Here is a 19746-nt window from a genome sequence, read left to right as displayed (position 1 = left end):
CCAGGTGGTCAGATAAAATGCCCGCTTTTCCACCGTGGGATTGCCGCCGATGTCCGTTAACACCATAGAGTCGCCTGATGCGCAACCGATTGCGCAGAAGCAAAATAGCGAACTGATTTACCGCCTTGAAGACCGCCCGCCGCTGCCGCAGACGCTTTTCGCTGCCTGCCAGCATCTTCTGGCGATGTTTGTTGCGGTGATCACCCCGGCGCTGCTGATTTGTCAGGCGCTCGGCTTACCGGCGCAGGATACGCAGCACATCATCAGCATGTCTCTCTTCGCCTCCGGCGTGGCCTCGATTATTCAGATTAAAGCGTGGGGTCCGGTGGGGTCGGGATTACTGTCGATTCAGGGCACCAGCTTTAACTTTGTGGCACCGCTGATCATGGGCGGTACAGCCCTGAAAACCGGCGGTGCGGATGTCCCGACCATGATGGCGGCGCTGTTTGGCACCCTGATGCTGGCAAGCTGCACGGAGATGGTGATCTCCCGCGTGCTGCATCTGGCGCGTCGCGTCATCACGCCGCTGGTTTCCGGCGTGGTGGTAATGATTATCGGCCTGTCACTGATTCAGGTGGGCCTCACCTCCATCGGCGGCGGTTATGCCGCAATGAGCGACCACACCTTTGGCGCACCGAAAAACCTGCTGCTGGCGGGCGTCGTACTGGCCATCATTATTCTGCTTAACCGTCAGCGTAACCCTTACCTGCGCGTCGCCTCGCTGGTGATCGCCATGGCGGCGGGCTATCTGCTGGCGTGGGCGCTGGGCATGCTGCCGGAGAACACCGCGCCAGCCAACAGCGCGCTGATCACCGTCCCGACACCGCTCTACTACGGCCTGGGCATCGACTGGGGTCTGCTCCTGCCGCTGATGCTGGTCTTTATGATCACCTCTCTGGAGACCATCGGCGATATCACCGCCACCTCCGACGTCTCCGAACAGCCGGTTTCCGGCCCGCTGTATATGAAGCGTCTGAAGGGCGGCGTGCTGGCGAACGGCCTGAACTCGTTTGTCTCCGCGGTGTTCAACACCTTCCCGAACTCCTGCTTCGGCCAGAACAATGGCGTGATCCAGCTCACCGGCGTGGCCAGCCGCTACGTCGGCTTCGTGGTGGCGCTGATGCTGATCGTTCTCGGCCTGTTCCCGGCAGTCAGTGGCTTTGTGCAGCACATCCCTGAGCCGGTGCTGGGCGGCGCGACGCTGGTGATGTTCGGCACCATCGCGGCCTCCGGCGTGCGCATCGTCTCCCGTGAGCCACTGAACCGTCGCGCGATCATGATTATCGCCCTGTCGCTGGCCGTCGGTCTGGGCGTTTCTCAGCAGCCGCTGATCCTGCAGTTTGCCCCGGACTGGGTGAAAAACCTGCTCTCTTCCGGCATTGCTGCGGGCGGTATCACCGCTATCGTGCTGAACCTCGTTTTCCCGCCAGAGAAAAACTGATCGTCCTCACGGCAGGCTGTCAATGCCTGCCGTGACATCTCTTTACACCATTCCCGCCTTGAGGATTGCGCATAAATCGTGCATAACTCCTCTATGTGCGTTTTGCGGGATGGAAGACCATGAAATTTATTGGAAAGCTGCTCGTCTATCTTCTGGTAGCCCTGCTCATTGTGCTGCTGGCGCTCTATATTCTCCTCCAGACCCGCTGGGGCGCGACTCAGGTCAGCAGCTGGGTGACGGTGAATACCGACTACGAACTCAGTTTCGACAAAATGAACCACCGCTTTTCGTCGCCTTCCCACATCATTCTGGAAAGCGTCACCTTCGGTCGGGACGGTAAACCCGCCACCCTGGTTGCCAAAAAAGTCGATATTGGCCTGAGCAGCCGGCAGCTCACCGATCCGCTGCATATGGACACCATCACCCTGTTCGACGGTACGCTGAATCTCTCCCCGCAAACCGCGCCGCTGCCCTTCCAGGCGGACCGCCTGCAACTGAACAATATGGCGTTTAACAGCCCCAATACCGAATGGGACCTGAGCGCGCAGAAGGTGACGGGGGGCGTCAGCCCGTGGCAGCCGGAAGCGGGCAACGTGCTGGGTAAAAGCGCGCAGATCCAGATGAGCGCCGGCTCGCTGACCCTGAACGGCGTGCCGGCCACCAACGTGTTGATCGAGGGCCAGCTTAACGGCAAAGAGGTGGTGCTGAGCACCATTGGTGCCGATATGGCACGCGGCTCACTCACCGGCTCCGCCCTGCGCAACGCCGACGGCAGCTGGATTATCGACACCCTGCGTCTGAACGAGATCCGCCTGCAGAGCGATAAAACGCTGATGGCGTTCTTCGCCCCGCTGACCACCATCCCTTCTCTGCAGATTGGTCGTCTGGACGTTACTGACGCCCGGCTGCAGGGCCCGGACTGGGCGGTAACGGACCTGGATTTAAGCCTGCGCAACCTGACGCTGAGCAAAGGTGACTGGCAAAGCCAGGAAGGCCGCCTGTCCATGAACGCCAGCGAGTTCATTTACGGTTCTCTGCATCTCTTCGACCCGATCCTGAATGCGGAATTCTCCCCGCAGGGCGTGGCGCTACGCCAGTTCACCTCCCGCTGGGAAGGCGGCATGGTACGTACCTCCGGTAACTGGCTGCGCGACGGCAAAGCGCTGGTGCTGGACGACGTCGCCATCGCCGGGCTGGAGTACACTCTGCCGCAGAACTGGAAAACGCTGTGGATGGCGCCACTGCCGGAATGGCTGAACAGCGTCACGCTGCATAAATTCGGCCTGAGCCGCAACCTGGTAATCGACATCGATCCTGCCTTCCCGTGGCAGATCACCTCTCTGGATGGCTATGGCGCAAACCTGCAGCTGGTAAAAGATCGCCAGTGGGGCGTCTGGGGCGGCAGCGCAACCCTCAACGGCGCGGCGGCCACCTTTAACCGTGTGGACGTGCGTCGTCCGTCGCTGGCGCTAAACGCCAACGCCGCCACGGTGAATATTAGCGACCTGAGCGCGTTTACCGAGAAAGGGATACTTGAGGCGACCGCGACGGTTTCACAACTTCCTCAGCGACAGACAACCGTGAGCCTGAACGGGCGCGGCGTGCCGCTCAACATTCTGCAGCAGTGGGGCTGGCCGGCGCTGCCGATTGCGGGCGACGGCAATGTTCAGCTCACCGCCAGCGGCAGCGTGCAGGCCAGTGCGCCCTTAAAGCCGACGGTCAACGGCAAGCTGAATGCGGTGAATATGGATAAACAGCAGGTGCAGCAGACCATGACGGGTGGTGTAGTTTCAACACCGGTGCAATAAACAAGCCGGGTGGCGGCTATGCCTTACCCGGCCTACTCGATCCCGTAGGCCCGGTAAGCGAAGCGCCACCGGGCATTTTTACGGCTCAGAAGTAAACCACCACTTCATCCCCCTGGGCTTTCACCACCACTCCCCACTCGCTACCGACGTGTGAACCGCCTTTCACGCCGCTCACCTCCGGCACGTTGCGCAAGCAGACCGACCAGTTTCGCGCCTCACCCGCACCGGTAAAGGTCACGGTGTCGCCCTGACGCGATGCCTTCAGCGTAAACGCCACTGAACCGTCCGTCGCAGGTACCTCGCTCACTGCCGTGATGCCATCGCCCAGGTTAAACAGCTGGAAAGCTGTCCCCTCATTCCACGCATAGTCCGGCTTCTGCTTATTGTTGCCCAGCGCCAGCAGGGTATTGTCGCGCACGTAAACCGGCAGGCTCATGAAACCATGCTGCTGTTTATGCCAGCGACTGCCCTCGATTTCATCGTTATGCCACAGGTGCGTCCACCGTCCTTGCGGCAGGTAGAACTGCACGTCACCCGCCTCAGAGAAGACGGGCGCGACCATCATCGCATCCCCCAGCATGTACTGACGGTCGAGGTAATCACACGCCGGATCGTCCGGGAACTCCAGCATCATCGCCCGCAGCATCGGCGTGCCGAACTCGCGGGCCAGCGCCGCCTGACGATACAGATACGGCATCAGCTGGCATTTCACCTCGGTGAAGTGGCGCACCACGTCGCAGGACTCGTCATCGTACGCCCACGGCACGCGGTAGGATTTGCTGCCGTGCAGGCGGCTGTGGCTGGAGAAGAGGCCAAACGCACACCAGCGCTTGTAGACGTGCGCCGGGGCGGTGTTTTCGAACCCGCCGATATCGTGGCTCCAGAATCCGAAACCGGAGAGACCGATCGACAGCCCCCCGCGCAGGCTTTCCGCCATCGATTCGTAGTTGGCATAGCAGTCGCCGCCCCAGTGCACCGGGAACTGCTGCGCGCCGACGGACGCGGAGCGGGCAAACAGTACCGCCTCTTCCTCGCCCACCGTCTCTTTCAGCACGTTCCACACCAGCTCGTTATAGATGTAGGCGTAGTGGTTGTGCATTTTCTGCGGATCGGATCCGTCAAACCACTGCACGTCCGTCGGGATGCGCTCGCCAAAGTCAGTCTTGAAGCAATCGACGCCGATATCCACCAGGCCTTTCAGCTTGTCGGCATACCACCGACACGCGTCCGGGTTGGTAAAGTCATAAATCGCCAGTCCGGGCTGCCATTTGTCCCATTGCCACACGCTGCCGTCCGGGCGCTTGAGCAAGTAGCCTTTCTCTTTCAGCTCCTGAAAGACCGGTGACTTCTGGCCGATATAGGGGTTGATCCACACGCAGACCTTCAGCCCTTTCTCCTTCAGGCGCCGAATCATCCCTTGCGGGTCCGGGAAGGTCACCGGGTCCCACTCAAAATCACACCACTGGAAGGCCTTCATCCAGAAGCAGTCGAAGTGGAAGACGTGCAGCGGCAGGTCGCGCTCGGCCATGCCGTCGATAAAGCTATTTACCGTAGCTTCGTCGTAGTTGGTGGTAAACGAGGTGGTGAGCCACAGGCCGAACGACCACGCCGGCGGCAGCGCCGGACGCCCGGTGAAGCGGGTATAGCGGTTTAATACCTCTTTTGGTGTCGGCCCGTCGATCACGAAATACTCCAGGTATTCCCCTTCAACGCTGAACTGCACTTTGGAGACTTTCTCCGAGCCAATTTCGAAAGAGACGTTTTCAGGATGGTTGACCAGCACGCCGTAGCCGCGATTGGTCAGGTAGAACGGGATATTTTTGTAGGACTGCTCGGTGCTGGTGCCGCCGTCGCAGTTCCAGGTATCGACCCGCTGACCGTTGCGCACCAGGGCGGTAAAGCGCTCGCCGAGACCGTAGACCGTTTCCCCCACGCCCAGATCCAGCCGTTCAAACACGTAATTACGGTCGGTATGGGTATCCTGCACGTAGCCGTTGTTTTTCAGCTGGCTGCCGGTAATACGTTGACCGTCGCGCAGGAAATCCAGCGCCCAGAACTCCCCTTTGGTGACGCGCACGCTGATGTTGCCGCTTTTCAGCTCGGCAAACTCGGCGTTGTTTTCAATCTCAACCTTCACTTCGTTCAGCACGTTGAGCGGGTAGTGCGGGCCTTTATCCTGCATCCCCTGGAAGTGCTCGATGCGCACCCCGACAATCCCTTCCTGCGGTGCGAAAAGCCGGACGGTGAACATCAACGTATCAAGCTGCCAGGCGCGTTCCCGCACGTCGCGCGGCGCCACGTAGACCACCAGGTCATTGCCCTGCCGCTCCACGTCGAACACCTGCACCGGATACGTCACGTTCAGCCCCGGTTGAATAAGCCAGTTTCCATCACTGATTTTCATACTTTCGTCCTCCTGGTTCTGTAATCCTTTGCTGGCCGTCAGGCGCCAGCCATGTGGCGACACGGGCACTGAGACCGGTTACAGAGGTTTTAAACCATTGGTTCAGGGGGGAGTATTGCGTTTTCTGGTTAGCAAATTACGTTTCTTGTTTTTTGTGATCGGGGTAAATGTTGAGGGGCACGCAGGGCTAACATGAGGATTTTCTTAAGAATTAACTGAAATGGGGGTATTCAGGTCAAAAGAGAGGTGAAAAAAGTGTGTCGGGGTATGTGGTAAATGCCTGAAAGTAGCTATAATGCGCCCCGCCTCCATGTAGCAATGCAGGCGCGGAAGATCGTCATCTCCGGTGAGGTGGCTGGACTTCAAATCCAGTTGGGGACGCCAGCGTTCCCGGGCAGGTTCGACTCCTGTGATCTTCCGCCAAAAATGTCATTCGCCTCAGTAATAAATAACTTCACTTGTAAATAGATTCTTTCATTTCAGCCATCTTATGTGAACATGATCACTTATTCATTTAAATATGAAGTGTTATCGTCTGACTTATTTAAAAAAGTGAAGGGAAACTGTAATGGAATGGATTATAGGTGCTGTGCTTTTGATCGTCATTATTGCTGCCATTTTCAAGCCCAGGCGGTGTGATATCTGTCATACTTATTTCAAGAAAAAATATTACACATGGGAAATTGAAGGAGAGAAACAACATCTATGCCCAAACTGTAATGGAAAAATGCAACGTCGAGTCAGTTCGCAAAAATTTAAAAGCAGATTTGGTTAAAAATAACTTATTCATTATTAAGTAGTTAACTGAAAAGTTAACTATGATAGCAAATGATAAGTTCGGAATATATTTTTCAAACTTATCATTTATTGGCTTGTAATTATTATAAGTAGTTTTGATGGCTACTCACGCATAAGCCTAAGCCTACATGCCTCTTTAACCCATTTACTAAAATTCCCTTTCCCCGCAGCCTTCTCGATCTGTTCTAAAAGCTCATCCTCAAAACGAATGTTCTTCATCGTGCTCTTGGTGCGGTCAAAATTTGGTTTCTTTTTCTCTTGCATGGTAGGTACCATTTCGGTTAGTTTATCTGCATGTGGTACCTACCACATGGATCCGGGATTCTGACAACGCCCAGCAGTGTTGGAGCACTAAAGGGCGTCTAACCTCACCAACTATCAAGGAGTTGATTATGGCTGATTCGCATTCTACCCCAGACACCGACCAATCCGGAACCGAGCGTTCGTTAATTGTGGGATACCGCCCGAATGTTTTCGACAAATCCACGCCCAATATCATTTTATCCGGAAAATGGCTGCGCGCAGCGGGGTTCGAAACCGGGCATCATGTGACCGTAAAGGTGATGAAAGGGTGCATTGTTCTGGTGGCGTATAACGAGCAGGAGCAGAGATTGCAGGACGAGTACAAACGGACGAAGGGCAAACTTGTGCAGATAGAGAAAGGCCTTGCCGCGATTCAGACTCAGATTCCTGGAAAGCCCCTCGCAAAAGCAAATACAAACCATCTGGCTTAGCGGCTATTTCTGGCATACTACGTGCCTGGTGCGTTAATCATTAAGGATGTGGAGGCGACATGGCAGATAAAGACGTAATCCAAAATCCAACAGGCGAATTTATTATATTTGCCAGCGGTGACGGAAGAATCCGTGTCGAATGTCGCTTCGAATCAGACACGATCTGGTTATCCCAGGCAGCAATGGCCGATCTGTACGGTAAAGATGTTCGAACTATCAACGAGCATCTGATGAATATATTTTCTGATGGTGAAATTGATCAATATTCAACTATCCGGAAATTCCGGATAGTTCGTCAGGAAGGAAAACGTCAGGTTTCCAGAGAGATAGAGCACTACAATCTTGAAGCAATACTTGCTGTCGGCTATCGCGTCCGCTCCACGCGAGGTACACAGTTCCGCCAGTGGGCCACCCAAACGCTGCAGGAATATCTGGTAAAAGGCTTCGTTATGGACGACGAGCGCCTGAAAAATCCCCCTGTTGGCTCATCCGCCGTACCTGACTATTTCGATGAAATGCTGGAACGCATTCGCGATATACGGGCCAGCGAACGCCGGGTTTATCTCCGCGTGAAGGAGATTTTTGCATTAGCCGCTGATTATCAGCCATCACTCAAAGAAACCACGCAATTTTTCCAGACCATCCAGAACAAACTGCATTTTGCCTGCACGGGTCTTACCGCTGCTGAGTTGATTCACCAACGTGCGGACGCCACTCAACCGCATATGGGGCTGACCAGCTATAAAGGCGAAGAAGTCCGTAAAAGCGATGTCACCACTGCAAAAAATTATCTGTCTCAGGATGAGGTCAGCGAGCTTAATCGCGTCGTTAATATGTGGCTCGACTTTGCTGAAGATCAGGCCAAACGCCGTAAGCAGGTATTTTTACGAGACTGGCAAACTAAACTCGATCAGTTCCTGCAATTTAACGACCGGGACGTTTTAGAAGGCGCAGGCAAAATCAGCAAGAAAGCGGCTGATGAAAAGGCCTGCTCAGAATACGTTGAGTTTGAAAAAAAGCAGCGCCTGCTGAAAGAAGCCGAAGGTGAGAAAGATATTGTCGGCTTATTAAAATGGGATAAGCAGGCTAAGCGCTAATCTCGATTCAACCGCATATGCAACAGCGGAAACGGATTCCCCTGCCCGTCCACTTCCGAGCGTCCGACCTGCTTAAACCCCATATGGCGATAAAATGCCACGCCCTGCGGGTTTTGCTCATTGACATCCACTTCATTCACGCCAAACTCTGCGATGGCATATTTCAGCAGTAATTTCCCGACGCCTTTTCCCCGGCTCGCATCGTCAACAAACAGCATTTCAATACGATTTTCATCCACGCCTAAAAAGCCATGAATTACGCCTGCGTCATCGCGCGCCATCACGACGGTGAGGTTTGGCAGATAGGCGTTGAGCAGTAGCGGGCGCAGCGCCGCAATATCGCTTTCCTGCAAAAAATGGTGAGTGGCGCGAACGGAGGATTCCCAAATGGCGACCAGTCGTTCGAAGTGTGAGGGGTGTACGGTTTCTATTTTCATAGGGAGATCATGTCTGGAAAACCAAACTCATTCAAGTCACTCTGTGCGGCCTGTTCCCCCTCACCCTAACCCTCTCCCTCGAGGGAGAGGGGACTGTCCGTGCGGTTTCTGGCCAACTCAGCGGATGTACCGATCGCGCTAAACCCTAACCTCCATTACCGCATATACCCCATCCTTCGGCACCACTACGGTGACGTTTTCCACCGGCACGCCCGCGGCGATGTGGATATCCTGCAGCTGCTGTAACGACCGCGGGTGAATATCCTCCCAGCCGATACCGCGCAGCACAAAATCAATCTGCGGGCTGCTGGTCAGCATGTTCGATACAATCACCGCCCCGCCGGGCTTGACCAACCGCAGCGCGCGCTGGAGGAAAATTACCGCATCGGTATCGTTGAAGTATTCGAAAATCCCCAGCGCATCGACCAGTTCAGCCTGATGCTCACCCAGCTCCAGCAGTAAGTCCTCATTACGCACCAGCGTATGAAGCAGGTTACGCCGAAGCAGGGTCAGCTGTTCGCCCACCACAATGCCCTCCTGGGCCGCCATGGTTTCTGCCCAGCTGAGCGCCACGGGGTCTTTGTCCACCAGCGTGAAATACACCTGCTGGCCGTCGAGCTTTGCTTCGCGCAGCGCCTCCAGCACCGGGATTGCAGCCCCGCTCGCCAGGCTGACCCAGTTGTTCTCACTCTCGTTATGAATGTATTTATCCACCAGCGCGGCCAGCACCCGGGCGCGGGAACGCACGCCTACCGCATCGTTAGCGTGGATAAACCACTGGCGGCTGTCGCTGTCCATTTTGGTTCCGTCTGGCAGGCGGTCTTCCAGCGGGTTTTGCACCACAAACAGCGCCAGCGCGGAGGGCACCAGCCGGGTGCGCCACGCGGTCAGCGCCGGGCGGTTGCGAAAGGCCTGTTCGGAATAGCGGTTCTGCGGGACAAGCACCGCCTCTCCCCCCTCTTCGTATTCAATCCGAGGGGGACGGAGCGCAGGCTCAGCTTTCAGCGCCCGGTCAAGGGTGGCAATCTCACGGACAGCATCGTCTTTCATCGGCCACCGATCGCTGACGTCGGGAAATGACGCACTGAAAATGGTCATGTTTTCCGGTGCATTGCCGTGAAAAGGCAGCCAGTTCATGTCCTCTTCCCTCCGTAGGGCTTTTAACGGAAGTCTATCCAGGCGAGCCAGTAATACCCTACGAAGAAAGCACGATCTTTACTGCTTCACCCACACCAGCTGGTCAACCCGGAAGCCCAGGCTGCGGGCAGTGTTCAGATAATCTTGTTTCACCGCATCCGGGATCGTGGGCGTGCGCGACAAAATCCACAGGTAATCGCGGTTCGGACCGCTCACCAGGGCGTACTGGTACTTGTCGTCCAGCTTGATCACGTTATAGCCGCCGTAGAACGGTCCGAAGAACGACACCTTCAGCGCAGCCGTGGTCGGTTCGCCGGTAAAGTACGCCTTCCCTTCGCTCTCATTCCACTTGTTCTTCACCGGGTCGTAACCGCGGTTAAGCACGCTAATGCCGCCGTCGCTGCGCTTGCCGTAGGTGGCGGTCACCTGCTCCAGCCCGCGTTCAAAACGGTTTTCCAGGCGGGCGACTTCGTACCATTTACCGAGATAGCGGCTGGCGTCAAAACCGGAAATCGGCTGCACGCCCTTCGGCGGCGTAGGGGATGTACAGGCGACCAGCGTCAGGGCAATGGCAACACCGGTCACAACAGGCCATAGCTTCATGAGAATTCCTTTCATTTGCACGGTTGGATGTTAAGTGTAGTGCACCGTTTCGGCGCTTCATCCCGTTCGGGAAAATTCGTAGTATATTGAGAGTATTCCTCCACTCTGGACACGGACATGGCTTACTCCATCGGCGAATTCGCCAGACTCAGCGGCATCACCGCCACCACCCTGCGGGCGTGGCAGCGTCGCTACGGTTTACTCAAGCCACAGCGCACGGAAGGCGGCCACCGCCAGTACAGCGATGAGGACGTCCAGCAGGCGCTAAAAATCCTCGACTGGGTTAAAAAAGGTGTCCCGATTGGCCAGGTCAAACCGCTGCTGGAACGCCCGACGCCGGGGCGGACCAACAACTGGCAAACCCTGCAACAGAACATGCTGCAACGTCTGCAGGACGGCAAAATCGAGTCCCTGCGCCAGATGATCTACGACGCCGGACGCGAGTACCCAAGACCCGAGCTGGTCACGAACGTGCTGCGCCCGCTGCGCAGCCAGGTCTCAGCTAACGTCGCCGCCGCCATGACCCTGCGCGCGATCCTTGACGGCATCATCATCGCCTACACCTCGTTTTGCCTCGAAGGCGATAAAAAAGCGCCAGGGGATAATATTCTGCTCAGCGGCTGGCACCTGAACGACGCCTGCGAGATCTGGCTCGAAGCCCTGACGCGCACCGGGCAGGGCCACCGGATCGACATTCTGCCCTCGCCTCCTGACGCGCTGGCCCCGGAAATTTTCCCGGAGCGCAAATGGCTGCTGGTCACCAGCGGCAAGCTCACCGCCGCGCGGAGAAAGCAGGTGGAGCAGTGGCAGCAGCAGGTTTCCCTTGAGGTGATTATCCTCTGACGATTTTCTCCTGTGGGAATTGTCACGAAAAGTTGAATATTTTCCCGCGCTGCGAATGCTAACGTTTTCCTGTGACGACTAACTCCACAGGAAAACATCATGAAAAAAACCACCCCTCTGCTGATCCTGGCCGCGATGGCCTTTACCCCTGCCGCCTTCAGCGCCGCCCCGGCTGGCACGCTGAGCGTACACGTTCTCGACCAGCAAACCGGTATGCCGCCGTCGGACGTGACCGTTACCCTGGAAAAGCAGGAGCAGGATAAATGGACCCAGCTTGCCAGCGGTAAAACCGACCATGACGGACGCATCAAATCGCTCTATCCGCAGGACCAGGACATGCAGCCCGGCGTATATAAAGTGACCTTTAAAACCGCCGACTACTTCCACACCAAAAAGCTGGACTCCTTCTTCCCGGAGATCCCGGTGCTGTTTACCGTGACCCGCACCAACGAGAAACTGCACATTCCGCTTCTGCTGAGCCAGTACGGTTACTCGACCTACAAGGGCAGTTAAGACGTGTTGATTTTAAAAGAATAAAAAAAATAGTCCCGCGAATACTTGGACAAATTAGTCATGTTGTGTAAGTTTTAGTTATATGAACGGGAGGACCACACCATGACAACGAAACCTGTGCTCGGTATTAGCGGATGTTTGACCGGATCCGCCGTTCGCTTTGACGGCGGACATAAGCGTATGGGCTTCGTCATGGATGAGCTGGCCCAGTGGGTGAATTTCAGGCCCGTCTGCCCGGAAATGGCCATCGGCCTGCCGACGCCTCGCCCGGCGCTGCGTCTGATCGTGACGACGAACGGTGAAACGCAGATGCGCTTCAGCCATGCGCCTCATGAAGACGTTACGCAGAAAATGGCGGACTTTACGGCAGACTTTTTGCCGAAAATTGGCGATCTCTCCGGCTTTATCGTCTGTGCGAAATCCCCCAGCTGCGGCATGGAGCGCGTGCGGCTGTATGATGAAAACGGCAACCGGGGCCGCAAGGAGGGGGTTGGGCTGTTCACCGCTGCCCTCCTTGAAACCTGGCCGTGGCTGCCCGTGGAGGAAGATGGACGCCTGCACGATCCGGTTCTGCGGGAGAACTTCGTCGAGCGTGTTTTTGCGCTGCACGAGCTGAACACACTGCGAAAACATGGCCTGACGCGCCGCGCGCTGCTGGACTTCCACAGCCGCTACAAGCTCCAGCTGCTGGCGCACCATCAGGCGGGTTACCGTGAAATCGGCCCGTTCGTCGCCTCACTGCACGAGTGGGAAGACCTGGACGCCTTCTTCGTGGCGTACCGGGAGAAGCTGATGACTATCCTGAAAAAACCCGCCTCGCGGAAGAATCACACTAACGTACTGATGCATATTCAGGGGTATTTCCGTAACCAGCTGAACAGCCGCCAGCGCGGCGAACTGCGCGATGTGATCCTGCACTATCGCAACGGGCAGTTACCTATCCTCGCGCCGATCACGCTGCTGAAGCACTACCTTGCCGAATATCCTGACCGGTATCTGATGACGCAAAACTACTTTGATCCCTATCCTGATGATTTGGGTCTGCGTCTGGCCGTTAAGTAAATAAAGACGCGAAGGCCCCATTGACCCGTAGAGGCCCGCAGCAGTAGCCCGTTTAGACGACATCCTCACTGTCGTCTCTTTTTTGCATTTCATCTCAAAGACTGTGATTATATACAGGCTTATTCTGCAAAAGGGGCCTGCCTGTGATTAACACCCTGCACATCCAAAACTACCGCTCCATCCGCGATATGTCGCTGGAGCTGGAGCAGCTCAACATCGTCTTTGGGCCGAACGGCACCGGGAAATCGAATATCTATAAGGCGATACATCTGATGCACAGCGCCGCGCAGGGGCAGTTTTCCCAGTCGCTGGCAAACGAGGGCGGCATCCTGAAGGTGTTCTGGGCAGGCAAAACCCGCAGCGATCAGCTGCGGCGGATGAATCTGGCGGTAGAAACAGAGACCTATGAATACGAGCTGCAGGTCGGGTTTGTGGAGAAGCTGCCCTATCCCTCGCAGTTTCAGCTCGATCCGGTGATCAAAGAAGAATCTCTCTGGCTGAGTGGCCAGCACCGACGCCCCTCGTCGCAGCTGATGAAGCGCAGGAATCAGGCGGTGTTTCTGAATAACGTGCATCACGAGAAAGTGACTCACAGCGGCACGCTCTATGAGAATGAATCGGTGTTCGGTCAGCTCGGTGAACCGCATCTTTACCCGGAAGTGTCGCAGATGCGCGAGTCCCTGCGTAACTGGCGCTTTTACCATGAGTTTTCCGTCTCCTCCGGCTCGGCGATGCGTGCCCCGCAGGTCGGTTTCCGCTCCCCGGTGCTGGCCAGCAACGGCGCCAACCTGGCGGCGGCGTTTCAGACCATTGTCGAGATTGGCGACGAACTGCTGCTGATGCGTATTCTCGACCAGGCCTTCCCCGGCTGCGTATTTTACAGCGACAACACCGGCGGGCGGTTCCGGATGATGATGCAGCGCGAAGGGCTGAGCAGACCGCTGGAGCCCGCAGAATTCTCTGACGGTACGCTCCGCTTCCTGTGCCTGGCGGTGGCGCTGTTAAGCCCGCGCCCACCGGCGTTTATCGCGTTGAACGAGCCGGAAAACAGCCTGCATCCTCAGATGCTGCCCGCGCTGGCGAGCTTAATCGCCGAGGCCAGCCGCTACTCGCAGATCTGGCTCACCAGCCACTCGCCGGAGCTGGCGCATTTGATTGAGAAACATCGATCGTTTTCGCTGTATCAGCTGTCGATGGTGGAGGGAGAGACGAGGGTGGAGAGGCTGGGGTAAGGCTGCATAAGCCTGTTTGCGCCCTTCGGGGCCAGCATCGGGTCGATTACCGATGGAATCGGGCCAATTTAAGCAACCCGTTTTCCGTCAGATCGTTTACCAGCCCGGTACCGCCCCGCCGTTAAAGATGGTTTCAGCGGCTTTAGCCACTTCAGGCGACTGATAAGACTGGATAAATTCCTTCACGTTCTCCGCGTCTTTGTTGTCTTCGCGCGTCACCACAATGTTCACGTACGGCGAGTTTTTATCTTCAATAAAGACGCTGTCATGCACCGGCGACAGCCCGGTTTGCTGAATATAGGTGGTGCTGATAATCGCGACATCCACTTTCGGGTCATCCAGCACGCGCGGCAGCTGCGCCCCTTCCAGCTCCATAATCTTCAGGTGTTTGGGGTTGGCGGTAATATCCAGCGCCGTCGGCAGCAGACCGGTGTCTGGCTTCAGGGTAATGAGCTTCTCTTTTTGCAGCAGCAACAGCGCGCGTCCCAGGTTGGTCGGATCGTTTGGAATGGCGATGGTCGCGCCGTCCTTCAGGTCAGACACGGATTTGATTTTGCGGGAGTAGCCCGCCATCGGGAAGACAAAGGTGTTCGCCACGGCCACCAGCTTGTAGTTATGCGCCTTATTATCCTCTTCAAGGAACGGGCGATGCTGGAAAACGTTGGCATCCAGTTCCCCCTGGTTGGTGGCGTCGTTGGGCAGCAGCGAACCGCTGAAGCCCACCAGCTCCACATCCAGGCCATATTTCTCCTTAGCCACTTTTTTGGCGACTTCCGCCACGTCCTGTTCAGCGCCATTGATGACGCCGACTTTAATGTGTTTGGCATCGCTGCCACTTTGATCGCATCCTGCCAGCAGCAGACCCGCGAGAACCAGAGCACCTAATCGACGTTTCACAAGACAGTTCCTTTTGATAAATGGTGTAGTGACTATATCGACAACGAGACGGTGAAATAAAAACCGAAAAAGAATCAGTAAGAAGGATACGTTATATGCGGATATCGCCGGGTGGCGGCGTGCCACCTGGCATCAAAGATCACGACGCTGTCGTCCAGTCCTCGACGGCAAGCTCCTGCACCATTCTGAACGCATGATCGTTAGTCACTATCGTTGTACCCCGACTAATAGCATGCGCAGCGATCAGCTGATCGAGATCGCCCATCACTTTTCCTCTCTTTTCCATTTCTGCGCGGAGTTCACCGTACGTTGCTGCGGCTTCACTGTCCCAGTCGCAGATAGTGATGGTTTTAAGGAACTCAAGTATGGTTTTTTGTAATGTGTCACTTTGCTTTTTGGCTATTCCATAAAGCAGTTCGGCCTCCGTCACGCTTGAAATACACATTTTTTCTGTTGGGGTGCGAGAATATTGTTTTATCACCCCGGGATGTTGCCTTACGAGGTGGCTTACTATGTTTGTGTCCAACATATGCAGCATATTCTAGAGCCCTTCAAATGGATCTCTTGTTGTATAGCTCTGATTACGTTCCTCTTTGCTCAGAAATGAATCAGGAACATGAGTCTGCTTCAATAAACGTAAAAAGTTATCTCTGTGACGCTCCTTTTCCGATCTCGCAGTCAAAACGACATTCCCCTCCTCATCTCGTCGGATATATACGCTCTCCGTATCAAACGTGAATTCAGCAGGCAGCATCACTGCCTGATTTGGCCCCTTTTTGAAGAGTTTTGCTGTACGTTCCATTGCCATCTCCATGGTTTTCTTGACCAGGCCAAAGCATGCGCCTGGGCCTGAAAAGAAGACAAGCAACGCGCTTTAAATTCGGAAAGCGACTCGCAATAAATAGCAGAATGCCTAACGACAGAACCAGGCTTAAAGCGCTTTCGCCAGGTAATGACGCTGCATACCCTGATAGGGATAGTCCTGCAAAGACATCTGCAGCTGATACCCCTGTTTTTCATAAAACGGACGTGCCTGGAAGCTGGCCGTATCCACCAGCGCGTGCTTGCAGCCTTTGCGTCTGGCTTCCTCTTCAGCCGCTTTGATGAGCTGGCTGCCTACACCAGTTCCTCGTACGGTGTCGCTTACCCAGAGGTAATCAATATTCAGCCAGTCGCCTTTGCGCACGCCGATTAACCCGCCCAGCATGACCCCTTTTTCGTCACGCACGTAAACGCCAATATCGCCGCTAAAGTTTGCCATATCCAAAAATTGCGCGTTGTAGGCACGCAGCCCCACGAATAACTCTTCTTTTTCCTGCTGCGTAACCGTATTGGTGATGCTCAGTTGCATGGCGTTCTCCCTGTTTTTGTGTGCTGTTTGACTATCGCACAGATACTTTACGGAGAAAATTCATACTTTCGGCTGGCGTCGCTACACTGAATGTAACGATATATTTCATGGGAAGCATGCGTCTCTTCAAGGGGGTTTCGATGAAAGCTGCGCACCTGGTCTGCCTGCTGGTTTGTCTGCTGTTCGCCGCGTTTGTCCATGCGCAGGAAAAGGACGATCCGGCGAAAGAGGCCCAGATAAAACAGCAGATCCTTAAGGATGTGAAGAAAACCTGTACGCCGCAGAAAAAACAGAGCGATAAAGCCTGGCAGGAGATGATTTTGTCGTCTGAGGCCAATCAACTGCTGATTAAGAATGCCATCACCGCCGTCAAGCGCGACAACCTGGACGCCTACTGGGCAGCGATTGGCCAGGTGGATTGCATGGAAGATTATTGAATGCTGCTTGCCGGGTGGCGCTACGCTTACCCGGCCTACATCATACGTTTAACGCTTCCGCACGTCCGGAATGATGAGATCCCCGCGCAGCACATACGACCCCAGCATCTGCGTTTTTTCCGTCAGCCAGCTCACGATACGCGCCGCCATGGCATCCATTGAATATTCAATGGCCGGGATCACCGGAATACCCGGCAGGTGCAGCGAACCGGCCAGGCTGAAGACCATAATGTCCTCCGGCACGGATTTATTAAACGCCTGCAGCTGCGGGATCACCCGCTGGGCTTCCTGCTCGTCCGCGACCAGCAACGCGTTGAAATTCAGCGTGCTGGCGTTATTGAGCAGCTCCTGAAGCGCAACGGACGAGGAAGTGGCGTCCATAAACACAAGGTTGCGATTAAAGGGCAGGAAATTTTTCTCCAGCGCATGCTTGTAGCCAAGCAGAACCTGGTCAGCAAAACCGCTGCCGTGCGGGTGGATGAGGGCAATCTGGCGTCGCCCCTGGCTGGTCAGATAGTTACAGGCGGTTTCGGCGGCAAAGGCATGATCGAACTGGATACTGTTGGAATTATCAGACTCCATACAGTCAACCAGGATAACGTTGTCCCTGTCGACGTCCAGCGGGAAACGCGCGCCAATCACCAGGATGTCATCGCACAGCCCGCAGGAGAGCTCTTCCAGAGCATGCATCACTTCTGCTTTGCTATGCGCGAAGCGCAGCAGCAGGTGTTTCTGGTGCTGACTGAGCTGTTTTTCCAGCGCGTAGAGATAACCGGTGGTCTGGTTAATGTTTTCCTGGGCACAAATCACCCCGATGCACCCTGTCGACTGGCTCAGCAGCGACTGCGCAATCACATTAGGCCGGTAGTTAAGTTCATCCACTGCCTTCAGAACCGCCTGACGGCTGGCTTCCTTTACGCCACGCGACCCACTCAACACTCGCGATACCGTGGCTTTAGACACCCCGGCAAGACGTGATACATCATTGATTGTCGACATCTCTTTCCCCTGACAGGCTTACCTCGCGCCTGCAAATTCCATGACCGCTTCGGCTCACATTATAGCCAGAAGGGAGTATATCCGTTTCCGTTTTCCATGGAAACCGATTTTCCGTTTCCACTCAAAATGATGTCAAAACAGCCGAATTGTGTGACGTATATCGGGTTAATTAGCCTCATAAGTAAGGGATCTTGATGAGTATCACACTTCTGCTTTTTATAAATGGAAACCGGTTTCCATCTGATATCCAATCATCAGCGCAATATCTATTTACATTTTGAGGATGGTTGTCGATGTTCAAGATTATGCTCTGCTGCTCTGCCGGGATGTCCACCAGCCTGCTGGTCAGCAAAATGGTCGATGTCGCGAAAGAACGAGGTTTGCCGGTAAAAATTGATGCGTATGGCGTTTCCGAATTTGATACGCAGTTTCCGCAATACCAGGTTGTCCTTCTCGGACCGCAAGTGAAATACATGTTACAGACACTCTCAGACAAGGCAGCCACCAAAGGCATTCCTGTCCAGCCCATCGATATGATGGACTACGGCATGCAACGTGGCGATAAGGTACTGGACTATGCTCTGTCGCTCATCGAAGCGGCACACTAAAAGGTGTTCTCATGAGTTCGTTATATCAATCCATGGTCGCGGTGATTGAGCAGTCAATTACCCCGCTGGCCGCGAAGCTCGGCCAGCAAAAGTATGTGATTGCCATCCGCGACGGCTTTACCGCCGCGCTGCCGTTTATGATCATCGGCTCGTTTATGCTGGTGTTCATCTTCCCGCCGTTCTCGGCGGACACCACCAACAGCTTCGCCCGAGGCTGGCTGGATTTCTCCCAGACCTACCGCGAGCAGCTTATGCTGCCGTTTAACCTCAGTATGGGCGTCATGACCTTTTTCATCTCGGTGGGAATTGGCGCAAGCCTGGGGCGCCAGTTTAACCTTGACCCGGTGATGTCCGGCCTGCTGGCCTTCATGGCCTTCCTGCTGGTCGCCGCGCCGTATGCCGACGGTAAGATCTCCACCCAGTATCTTTCCGGTCAGGGGATTTTTACCGCGCTGATCACCGCGATTTACGCCACACGCGTCTATGCGTGGCTGAAGCAGAACAACGTCACCATTCGTCTGCCGAAAGAAGTCCCGACCGGCGTGGCGCGGTCGTTTGAGATCCTGATCCCGGTGATGGTGGTGATCGGTACCCTGCATCCGCTGAACCTGTTTATTGAGGCGCAAACCGGGATGATTATCCCGCAGGCGATAATGCACCTGCTGGAGCCGCTGGTCTCTGCGTCTGATTCCCTGCCTGCCATTCTGCTCTCTGTGCTGCTGTGTCAGATCTTCTGGTTTGCCGGGATTCACGGCTCGCTGATTGTCACCGGCATCATGAACCCATTCTGGATGGCGAACCTGTCGGCCAACCAGGCGGCGCTGGCGGCTGGCGCGGCGCTGCCGCACGTCTACCTGCAGGGCTTCTGGGATCACTACCTGCTGATTGGCGGCGTCGGTTCTACGCTGCCGCTGGCCTTCCTGCTGCTGCGTAGCCGCGTAACGCACTTACGCACTATCGGCAAAATGGGCGTTGTGCCAAGCTTCTTTAACATCAACGAGCCGATCCTGTTCGGCGCGCCGATCATCATGAACCCGATGCTGTTTATTCCGTTCGTGTGCGTTCCACTGGTGAACGCCTGCCTGGCCTGGGCGGCAACCCGACTGGGCTGGCTGGCACAGGTGGTGTCGCTCACGCCGTGGACCACTCCCGCGCCCATTGGCGCCTCATGGGCCGCCAACTGGGCGCTGAGCCCGGTGGTGATGTGTCTCGTTTGTATGGTGATGTCAGCGCTGATGTACCTGCCGTTCCTGCGCGCTTACGAGCGTACGTTGATGAAAAACGAAGAGCAGAAGGCTCAGGCAACCGTCGGAGCCGCTGAGACCGCAAGCCATTAAGTCAAAGA

The 19746-nt window shown here is 55.6% G+C and carries 22 protein-coding genes and 1 tRNA gene; 13 read left to right on the top strand and 10 right to left on the bottom strand.

Going from position 1 to position 19746, the window contains the following annotated elements; genetic code table 11:
• Positions 1–49: 49 nt before the first annotated feature.
• Positions 50–1441 carry a xanthine/proton symporter XanP gene (gene xanP, locus GM298_RS11915; RefSeq protein WP_008502668.1) on the top strand — a complete coding sequence of 464 codons (1392 nt, stop codon included), beginning with the start codon at positions 50–52 and terminating at the stop codon, positions 1439–1441.
• A gap of 119 nt (positions 1442–1560) precedes the next feature.
• Positions 1561–3249, top strand: coding sequence for an AsmA family protein (locus GM298_RS11910; protein ID WP_266154151.1), 1689 nt, complete (start codon positions 1561–1563; stop codon positions 3247–3249).
• Between the two features lie 85 nt (positions 3250–3334).
• Here GM298_RS11910 and yicI read toward each other — a convergent pair whose 3' ends face one another.
• Positions 3335–5653 carry an alpha-xylosidase gene (yicI, locus tag GM298_RS11905; protein ID WP_266154150.1) on the bottom strand — a complete coding sequence of 773 codons (2319 nt, stop codon included), beginning with the start codon at positions 5651–5653 and terminating at the stop codon, positions 3335–3337.
• Positions 5654–5981: 328 nt separating this feature from the next.
• On the opposite strand from yicI, the gene GM298_RS11900 reads away from it, so the two are divergent.
• A tRNA-Sec gene (locus GM298_RS11900) sits at positions 5982–6076 on the top strand.
• Positions 6077–6221: 145 nt separating this feature from the next.
• Positions 6222–6428 carry a hypothetical protein gene (locus GM298_RS11895; RefSeq protein ID WP_128338787.1) on the top strand — a complete coding sequence of 69 codons (207 nt, stop codon included), beginning with the start codon at positions 6222–6224 and terminating at the stop codon, positions 6426–6428.
• 125 nt (positions 6429–6553) lie between these two features.
• Here the strand turns inward: GM298_RS11895 and GM298_RS11890 are convergent, their stop codons facing one another.
• Entirely contained in the window at positions 6554–6715 is a 162-nt protein-coding gene (locus GM298_RS11890) for a YlcI/YnfO family protein (protein ID WP_128338786.1), read from the bottom strand.
• A gap of 128 nt (positions 6716–6843) precedes the next feature.
• Here GM298_RS11890 and GM298_RS11885 point away from each other — a divergent pair, with 128 nt between their 5' ends.
• Both GM298_RS11885 and GM298_RS11880 read left to right on the top strand, forming a co-directional pair.
• The gene (locus GM298_RS11885; protein ID WP_266154149.1) at positions 6844–7185 is read left to right on the top strand and encodes a SymE family type I addiction module toxin; all 342 of its coding nucleotides are present in this window, start codon (positions 6844–6846) and stop codon (positions 7183–7185) included.
• A 59-nt stretch (positions 7186–7244) separates the two neighbouring features.
• Entirely contained in the window at positions 7245–8282 is a 1038-nt protein-coding gene (locus GM298_RS11880) for a virulence RhuM family protein (RefSeq protein ID WP_266154148.1), read from the top strand.
• Here GM298_RS11880 and GM298_RS11875 read toward each other — a convergent pair.
• The 3 genes from GM298_RS11875 to GM298_RS11865 form a co-directional block, all read right to left on the bottom strand.
• Positions 8279–8719: an acetyltransferase gene (locus GM298_RS11875; RefSeq protein ID WP_266154147.1), complete on the bottom strand. Its 441-nt coding sequence runs from the start codon at positions 8717–8719 to the stop codon at positions 8279–8281. The two genes, GM298_RS11880 and GM298_RS11875, sit on opposite strands and share 4 nt — an antisense overlap.
• A gap of 138 nt (positions 8720–8857) precedes the next feature.
• Positions 8858–9856 carry a class I SAM-dependent methyltransferase gene (locus GM298_RS11870; RefSeq protein ID WP_266154146.1) on the bottom strand — a complete coding sequence of 333 codons (999 nt, stop codon included), beginning with the start codon at positions 9854–9856 and terminating at the stop codon, positions 8858–8860.
• A 78-nt stretch (positions 9857–9934) separates the two neighbouring features.
• A complete protein-coding gene (locus GM298_RS11865; RefSeq protein ID WP_025757018.1) occupies positions 9935–10459 on the bottom strand; it encodes a lipocalin family protein in 525 nt (174 codons plus the stop codon).
• A 117-nt stretch (positions 10460–10576) separates the two neighbouring features.
• Between GM298_RS11865 and GM298_RS11860 the strand changes: the two genes are divergently transcribed.
• The 4 genes from GM298_RS11860 to GM298_RS11845 all read left to right on the top strand — a co-directional run bounded on the left by GM298_RS11860 (position 10577) and on the right by GM298_RS11845 (position 14109).
• On the top strand, positions 10577–11302 hold the full coding sequence (locus tag GM298_RS11860) for a MerR family transcriptional regulator (protein WP_025757017.1): 726 nt from the start codon (positions 10577–10579) through the stop codon (positions 11300–11302).
• Between the two features lie 99 nt (positions 11303–11401).
• Positions 11402–11815, top strand: coding sequence for a hydroxyisourate hydrolase (gene uraH, locus GM298_RS11855; RefSeq protein WP_025757016.1), 414 nt, complete (start codon positions 11402–11404; stop codon positions 11813–11815).
• A gap of 102 nt (positions 11816–11917) precedes the next feature.
• A complete protein-coding gene (locus GM298_RS11850; RefSeq protein ID WP_266154145.1) occupies positions 11918–12877 on the top strand; it encodes a YbgA family protein in 960 nt (319 codons plus the stop codon).
• 143 nt (positions 12878–13020) lie between these two features.
• A complete protein-coding gene (locus GM298_RS11845) occupies positions 13021–14109 on the top strand; it encodes an AAA family ATPase (RefSeq protein WP_266154144.1) in 1089 nt (362 codons plus the stop codon).
• 96 nt (positions 14110–14205) lie between these two features.
• Here GM298_RS11845 and nlpA read toward each other — a convergent pair whose 3' ends face one another.
• From nlpA to GM298_RS11825, 4 genes are all read right to left on the bottom strand, one after another.
• Positions 14206–15024, bottom strand: coding sequence for a lipoprotein NlpA (nlpA, locus tag GM298_RS11840; RefSeq protein WP_176472031.1), 819 nt, complete (start codon positions 15022–15024; stop codon positions 14206–14208).
• 121 nt (positions 15025–15145) lie between these two features.
• On the bottom strand, positions 15146–15544 hold the full coding sequence (locus GM298_RS11835; protein WP_185857670.1) for a type II toxin-antitoxin system VapC family toxin: 399 nt from the start codon (positions 15542–15544) through the stop codon (positions 15146–15148).
• Between the two features lie 3 nt (positions 15545–15547).
• Positions 15548–15808 carry an antitoxin gene (locus GM298_RS11830; RefSeq protein WP_266154143.1) on the bottom strand — a complete coding sequence of 87 codons (261 nt, stop codon included), beginning with the start codon at positions 15806–15808 and terminating at the stop codon, positions 15548–15550.
• Positions 15809–15937: 129 nt separating this feature from the next.
• Positions 15938–16357, bottom strand: coding sequence for a GNAT family N-acetyltransferase (locus tag GM298_RS11825; RefSeq protein ID WP_025757010.1), 420 nt, complete (start codon positions 16355–16357; stop codon positions 15938–15940).
• Positions 16358–16497: 140 nt separating this feature from the next.
• On the opposite strand from GM298_RS11825, the gene GM298_RS11820 reads away from it, so the two are divergent.
• Positions 16498–16794: a YicS family protein gene (locus GM298_RS11820; protein WP_045286461.1), complete on the top strand. Its 297-nt coding sequence runs from the start codon at positions 16498–16500 to the stop codon at positions 16792–16794.
• 48 nt (positions 16795–16842) lie between these two features.
• Here the strand turns inward: GM298_RS11820 and GM298_RS11815 are convergent, their stop codons facing one another.
• Positions 16843–17793 carry a LacI family DNA-binding transcriptional regulator gene (locus tag GM298_RS11815; RefSeq protein ID WP_025757008.1) on the bottom strand — a complete coding sequence of 317 codons (951 nt, stop codon included), beginning with the start codon at positions 17791–17793 and terminating at the stop codon, positions 16843–16845.
• Between the two features lie 293 nt (positions 17794–18086).
• Here GM298_RS11815 and GM298_RS11810 point away from each other — a divergent pair, with 293 nt between their 5' ends.
• Together GM298_RS11810 and GM298_RS11805 are read left to right on the top strand one after the other, a co-directional pair.
• A complete protein-coding gene (locus tag GM298_RS11810; protein ID WP_014830072.1) occupies positions 18087–18401 on the top strand; it encodes a PTS sugar transporter subunit IIB in 315 nt (104 codons plus the stop codon).
• A gap of 11 nt (positions 18402–18412) precedes the next feature.
• On the top strand, positions 18413–19738 hold the full coding sequence (locus GM298_RS11805) for a PTS sugar transporter subunit IIC (protein WP_045286460.1): 1326 nt from the start codon (positions 18413–18415) through the stop codon (positions 19736–19738).
• Positions 19739–19746: the final 8 nt, after the last annotated feature.

This window comes from Enterobacter sp. HSTU-ASh6, from assembly GCF_026319105.1.
GTDB classification, from domain to species: domain Bacteria; phylum Pseudomonadota; class Gammaproteobacteria; order Enterobacterales; family Enterobacteriaceae; genus Enterobacter; species Enterobacter sichuanensis.
This window is presented reverse-complemented; position numbering and strand designations above follow the sequence as displayed.